This window comes from Candidatus Igneacidithiobacillus taiwanensis (assembly GCF_031962545.1).
In the GTDB taxonomy this organism is placed as follows: domain Bacteria; phylum Pseudomonadota; class Gammaproteobacteria; order Acidithiobacillales; family Acidithiobacillaceae; genus Igneacidithiobacillus; species Igneacidithiobacillus taiwanensis.
The window spans coordinates 1-5944 of the sequence record NZ_JAVRKK010000131.1 but is presented as its reverse complement, the minus strand read 5'-3'; the positions used below and the strand labels follow the sequence as shown (position 1 = coordinate 5944).

At 58.6% G+C, this 5944-nt stretch carries 8 protein-coding genes; 6 read left to right on the top strand and 2 right to left on the bottom strand.

Translation table 11 applies throughout. From position 1 onward, the window contains the following. Positions 1–197: 197 nt before the first annotated feature. From RTI30_RS11970 to RTI30_RS11950, 5 genes are read left to right on the top strand one after another with little or no spacing between them, the layout of a single operon-like run. Complete coding sequence (locus RTI30_RS11970; RefSeq protein WP_312263358.1) at positions 198–1736, top strand: 2-isopropylmalate synthase; 1539 nt, start codon at positions 198–200, stop codon at positions 1734–1736. A 15-nt stretch (positions 1737–1751) separates the two neighbouring features. Next, a complete protein-coding gene (locus RTI30_RS11965; protein ID WP_312263359.1) occupies positions 1752–2435 on the top strand; it encodes a SprT family zinc-dependent metalloprotease in 684 nt (227 codons plus the stop codon). A gap of 9 nt (positions 2436–2444) precedes the next feature. Next, positions 2445–2843, top strand: a complete 399-nt coding sequence (locus RTI30_RS11960) for a thioredoxin family protein (protein WP_312263360.1) — start codon at positions 2445–2447, stop codon at positions 2841–2843. After that, positions 2843–3391 carry a 1,6-anhydro-N-acetylmuramyl-L-alanine amidase AmpD gene (gene ampD, locus RTI30_RS11955; RefSeq protein ID WP_312263361.1) on the top strand — a complete coding sequence of 183 codons (549 nt, stop codon included), beginning with the start codon at positions 2843–2845 and terminating at the stop codon, positions 3389–3391. The genes RTI30_RS11960 and ampD overlap by 1 nt, the downstream gene beginning before the upstream one ends. Next, a complete protein-coding gene (locus RTI30_RS11950; protein ID WP_312263362.1) occupies positions 3388–3954 on the top strand; it encodes a hypothetical protein in 567 nt (188 codons plus the stop codon). The genes ampD and RTI30_RS11950 overlap by 4 nt, the downstream gene beginning before the upstream one ends. On the opposite strand, the gene RTI30_RS11945 is transcribed toward RTI30_RS11950, so the two are convergent. Then, entirely contained in the window at positions 3915–4592 is a 678-nt protein-coding gene (locus RTI30_RS11945; RefSeq protein WP_312263363.1) for an epoxyqueuosine reductase QueH, read from the bottom strand. The two genes, RTI30_RS11950 and RTI30_RS11945, sit on opposite strands and share 40 nt — an antisense overlap. A 59-nt stretch (positions 4593–4651) precedes the next feature. Here RTI30_RS11945 and RTI30_RS11940 point away from each other — a divergent pair, with 59 nt between their 5' ends. Continuing rightward, positions 4652–4981 carry a 4a-hydroxytetrahydrobiopterin dehydratase gene (locus tag RTI30_RS11940; RefSeq protein WP_312263364.1) on the top strand — a complete coding sequence of 110 codons (330 nt, stop codon included), beginning with the start codon at positions 4652–4654 and terminating at the stop codon, positions 4979–4981. Between the two features lie 30 nt (positions 4982–5011). On the opposite strand, the gene RTI30_RS11935 is transcribed toward RTI30_RS11940, so the two are convergent. Beyond that, positions 5012–5308 carry a hypothetical protein gene (locus RTI30_RS11935; RefSeq protein WP_312263365.1) on the bottom strand — a complete coding sequence of 99 codons (297 nt, stop codon included), beginning with the start codon at positions 5306–5308 and terminating at the stop codon, positions 5012–5014. Positions 5309–5944: the final 636 nt, after the last annotated feature.

The following is a 5944-nucleotide window of genomic DNA, read 5'->3' as shown; positions in this document are numbered from 1 at the left end:
TACATTTGCATTCTTTTTTAGGCTTGTCTATATTCTGCCCCATGAACGCATTCTCGATGCAGCCTCTCTTCCTCGCTTTCGCTCCCGGCGAAGGCCGGCTGCTGCTGCCCCGCTGGGGCTAAGAATCTCTCTCGACCCGCCGCGGTCTCGTCCAATTCCCTAAGATTTCAGAGATTCCGATTCAGGAAGGATTTGTCATGCAGCCGAAAGAACATTTGATCATCTTCGATACTACTTTGCGTGATGGCGAACAGTCGCCGGGCGCCGCCATGACCCAAGAAGAAAAGTTGCGCATCGCCAAGGCCCTGGAGCGGCTGCGGGTAGATGTCATCGAGGCCGGTTTTCCGGCGGCAAGCCCAGGGGATTTTGCCTCAGTACGCGCCATTGCCGAAAACATCCGCGAAAGCCGCATTTGCGGTTTGGCGCGGGCTCGCGAAGAGGATATCCGCCGCGCTGGTGAGGCCTTGGCGCCCGCGGCGGCAGGGCGTATTCACACCTTCATTGCCACCAGCCCCATCCATATGCAGGCCAAATTGCGCATGCGCCCCGACGAAGTCCTGGAGCGAGCGGTAGCGGCGGTAACGCTCGCGCGCAGTCTCTGTGACGATGTCGAATTTTCCCCGGAGGATGCCGGCCGTTCGGAGGAGGATTTCCTCTGCCGGGTGATCGAGGCTGCCATTGCCGCCGGTGCCCGCACCATCAACATTCCCGACACCGTGGGCTATAACCTGCCGGATCGCTTCGGCCGCCTCATTGCGACCTTGCGCGAACGCATCCCCAACAGCGATCAGGCGGTATTTTCCGTCCACTGCCACAACGACCTAGGTTTGGCCGTGGCCAATTCTCTGGCGGCAGTGGCCAACGGGGCGCGGCAGGTGGAATGCACCATCAACGGACTTGGCGAGCGAGCTGGCAACGCTGCCCTCGAGGAGATCGTCATGGCCGTGCGCACCCGCGGCGATGTTTTTGCCTGCGACACGCGCATCGACACCCGTCAGATTGTTGCCACCAGCAAACTGGTGTCTACCATCACCGGCTTTCCGGTGCAGCCCAACAAGGCCATTGTTGGCGCCAATGCCTTTGCGCACGAGTCGGGCATTCACCAGGATGGCGTTCTCAAGCAGCGCGAAACCTATGAAATCATGCGCGCCGAGGATGTGGGTTGGGAGGCCAATCGCATGACCCTAGGGAAACTCTCGGGGCGGGCAGCGGTGCGGGCGCGGCTGGAAAACTTGGGCATCAAGCTCGACGGCGAGGCCCTGAACCAGGTCTTTGCCCGCTTTAAGGATTTGGCAGACCGCAAGGCGGAGATTTTCGATGAAGATCTGCAAGCCTTGGTCAACGAGGATGCCCAGCAAGACAGCCGCGATCGGTACCGTTTGGGTTATCTGCGGGTTTGTTCGGAAATGGGAACGCATCCCGAAGCCAAGGTAGAACTCTGGGTGGATGGGGTACCAAAGACCGCTGCCGTAACCCGCGGCGGCCCGGTCGATGCTACTTTTCAGGCTATCGAAGAGATAGTGGGCAGTGGTGCGCAACTCCTGCTCTACTCGGTGAACGCCATCACCACGGGCACGGATGCCCAAGGCGAGGTCACGGTGCGGCTGCAGTCTACCGATGGTCGCATCGTGAACGGGCAGGGTGCCGATACGGATATCGTCGTGGCCAGTGCCAAGGCCTATGTATCGGCCCTGAATCGCTTGCAGGCGCCGAGCAGCGAGCACCCGCAGTTATAGGGAAGGCGCGGCGCCATGCCCAAGAAGCACCGCGCAGAAGCCCAGTCGCTAGAGGTGGCTGGGCTTCGTTGTCACTACCGCCGCCAACAGCGCAAGAGCCTGCGCCTGCAGCTCGATGCCGACGGTGAGGTTTGGCTTGCCTGCCCCTGGTACTTCCCGGAATTTTTGCTGCGCCGCTTTATTGTCGAGAAGCTTCCCTGGATTCACGAGCAGCGCAGCCTTCTTCAGGCGCGCACGCGCGATGCCGCCAGTTTTTTGCACCTGGGCGAAGTGTTGCATCTCCAGCTTCACCCGCACGAGGGCAGGGCGCGGGTGGAACGGGACGGTAATCTTCTGAACCTTTACTGCCCCGGCGACACCAGCCGCGAGGCGCAGCAACTGCTCCTCGAGGCCTGGCAACGGCGGGAGTTGGAGCGCCTTTTGCCGGCAATGATCGCGCGTTGGGAAGAAACTTTGGGCGTCGAAGTTGCCGCCTGGGGCATTCGTCGCATGCGCACCCGTTGGGGCAGTTGTAATACCGTCGCCCGCCGACTCTGGTTTCGCGTGGCCTTGGTGGAAAAACCCCTGGACTGCATCGACTATGTGGTTGCCCATGAATGCGCGCATTTACGCGAGCGCCATCACAATCAGCGCTTTTATGCCTTGCTCGATGCGCATTTGCCCAACCGCCGCGCGTTGGAGCGGGAACTGCAGCGCTGAGTATTGTCCATGCTATACTTGACCCATGCATACATGGGGCGGCAACGGCTGTCCGCGCATCGGCTGTTGACGATGGAGCGGGTCTCCGAACTCGGGTTTTGGCAACGCATGGCGGGGCAAAAGGGATGGGTCATTCTCTTTTTCAGCTCGGCAGGCTGCCATAGTTGCAAAATCTGGCGCCGTCTGCTCAGCGAGTGGGAGCAGCGTCGCAGCGATCTGCAGGTCTGGGAAGCCGATGCCGGCATCGAGATGGGCCTCGCCCAAGAATTCGATGTCTACCATCTACCTGCGCTCTTCGTTTTTCGCGATGGTCGCTACCAACGGCCCATGCAGGTGGAGGCACGGCTATCGGCCTTCGACCCCTGGCTTGCGGCGCAGGCAGATTTGCCCCCGGAGGAAGCGCCCTGATGGCCTCTTGGGATGGACCTTGGTTGCGGCAAGCCCAGCGCGCGCCATCCCCCCACTGCGATGATCGCCCGGCAGATTGCAGCGTAGATCTCCTCGTGCTCCATGCCATCAGCCTTCCTCCAGAAGACTTTGGTTCCGGCGAAGTGCAACGCTTTTTTCAGGGCAGCCTCGATTTCGATCATCATCCCTACTACGAGCAACTGCGTGCCCTGCGGGTTTCGGCACACTTCTTCATCGAGCGCGAAGGCAAAATCTGGCAACATGTGCCCGTCGATCGGCGCGCTTGGCATGCCGGGGTCTCGCAGTGGCAGGGACGAGAACGCTGCAATGACTTCAGTGTGGGTATCGAAATCGAGGGTAGCGCTACCCAGCCCTTTGCTGAAGCGCAATATCAGGCTCTTGGGCAGCTGATTCCGGCACTTTGGTCTTATTTTCCGGGTCTCGATCGGCGCGCCATTGTCGGCCATTCCGATATTGCGCCGGGGCGTAAATGGGATCCGGGCCCATATTTCGATTGGCAACGCCTGTGGCAGGAGGTAGCGGTATGACTTGGGAAGCAAGGACGCGCCCGCCGCGCAACTGGCGCCGTGGTTGGGGCGGCCCGCTCTTGGTATTTGTGGCTATGCTGCTTTTTACCCTTTGGTGGCTCGGCGTGTTTGCCCAAGCCTCGGTGCGCGCCATGACCAGCCCGTCCCTGCAATATGTGTATCGCGACTATGACGGCAGCTATGCGCGTCTGGACCGTCAGCGCGAAGACTGGATCAAGCAACTGCCGGCAGCTTGGCGGCAGGGGTCTACCCTGACCTTGATCGAGCAGGAGCAAAACATGCAGGGTAAGGACAACCGGGTGCAGGCGCGCATTGGCGTCTTGGTCAATGCGGTGCCCAGCGATATTCCCAGCTCTTGGCGCATTGGCCATTGGCCGGCCCAGTATGTAGCTGCCGTCGATTTGCAGGCCAATCCGGCCATTGCCAGCTGGAAGGGGTACGGCGCTTTGTCTTCGTGGTGTAAAAAACAGGGGATAGCCATGCGTTATCCGCTGCTCGAACTCCTTGGGCCAGGCGACCGGTATCAGCTCTGGATGCCCTTGGCTTCCTCGTCACGACCGTAGAACTTTACCCCACGTACGATCTTTTCTCGACCCTGGGCGACGCGGTGGAGATTGGTGTCACGCAGGGAGTAGACGCAGCCGCAGTATTCCTGCTGATAGAACTGTTTTTCCTTGGCGATTTCGATCATACGCTGGCTACCGCCGCCCTTGCGCCAGTTGTAGTCCCAATACTGTAGTTGTCCGGAGTAGCGGCTTGCGGCGCGGTGGCCGCAGGCATTGATCTGCGCCATGTCTTTCCAGCGCGAGATACCGAGGGTGCTGGTAAACACCGTAAAACCATGCTCAACGGCATAGAGTGCAGAGCGCTCGAAGCGCATATCGAAGCAGACGGTGCAGCGTTCGCCGCGCTCCGGTTCCCACTCGAGGCCACGAACGCGGGTAAACCACTCGTCCTTGTCGTAGTCGAGGTCGATGAAGGGCAGGCCCAACTCCTCGGCATAGCGAATATTTTCCTCCTTGCGCAGCTCATATTCTGCCTGGGGATGGATGTTGGGATTGTAGAACAGGATGGTAAGGCTGATACCCGCGGCCTGGATGTCGGCCATGATCGGACCCGCACAGGGCGCGCAACAGGAATGCAACAGAACCTGCTGGCTGCCGTCGGGAGTCGCTAAGGGGGCAGGAGATTTTTTCGCCACAATACACCTCAAGGCACTACACTAATAGGTATGCTATCAGGTTTTTGAGGAGAAACGACATGCCCAGCGATTTACGTCCCGGAACTTGTCGCGCCTGCGAGGGTGGTGTGTTGGCATTGTCTGCCGCGGAGATCGATGCCGCGTTGGCCGGCTTGCCCGGCTGGGAGTGGCGGGCAAATGCTCTGGAGAGGTGCTTTCAGTTTCGCAACTTTTACGAAACCATGGCATTTGTGAATGCCTTGGCGTGGATTGCCCACCGTGAAGACCATCACCCGGATTTACAGGTGTCGTACAACCACTGCACGGTACGCTACAGCACCCATGCCGTGGGTGGAGTTACCGAAAATGATCTGATCTGCGTGCGGGCGGTGATGGCGCTGCTGCGGTAGCGGGGCTGTTGCCCCGCTGGTACCGATCCCTCAGTGATTGGCGCGGAGCAGGGGACGCATCCCTTCGCGAACCTGACGCTGAATGAAAGCGGCACGACCGGGCTCCTTCTTTTCGAGCTCGGCGGCGCACTGCGATTCCGTCAGCGCGGCGGAGGCAAGCATGACCTCCAACTCACAAAGGTCCACTTTGGGATCGGTCAACTTGTCGCTGGGCACGTTGAACTGGTCACCCACCTTCCAGAACATGCGGGCGTTCCACATGCGCAGACGGACATTGGGGTTTTGAAACAGTTCGACACAGCGTGCATTGAGGGCTTGCGAATCCATGGGTACTCCTTCTGTCTTAGCCGATGAAAAGGTCGCCTGAAGGCTTGGCGACCAGCATACCCGAAAACGGGTCTACAGAGGGAGCCCCCAGCACCCTGTCCCGTCATTCAAGCTTTGCATGGGTGGATAGAAGAGCCCCGCCATTCGGATGAGAATGGCGGGGCTTTCTATTGCGTACCGGTCGAGTTTAGTCGCTCGGGTGTTGGGACTTGTCTTCTGGGTTTGTGACACACGATGTATGTGCTTTTGCCGCTCCAGCGCTGCACGGGGATGTTTTTGTGAAATAAATCCCTAATATATGATTCGGTCAAGATAATCTTGACCGGAATGGTTTTGTATTTTCAATGGGTCCTGAGGAAAAACCGGGAAAAATAAAGTAGCGCTAGAGCTTCTGTAATAAATATAATACAAAAAATATTTACTGTTTATTGTGGAATACAAAACGTTATTCGATGATATGAGTGCGGACTCTGTAGTCCAAAAAAAGCCTCGCCGAAGCGAGGCTTGCAGCTTTTTGGCTGGTTTAGCCGTGAGCAGTATTCATATTGATTTGCTGATTGGTTGCGAGTTCGGGGTTGTAGAGGTATTCCACATTCCCCGCCTCGACCTGCTTCAGGTATTCCTGGAAGTCGGCCT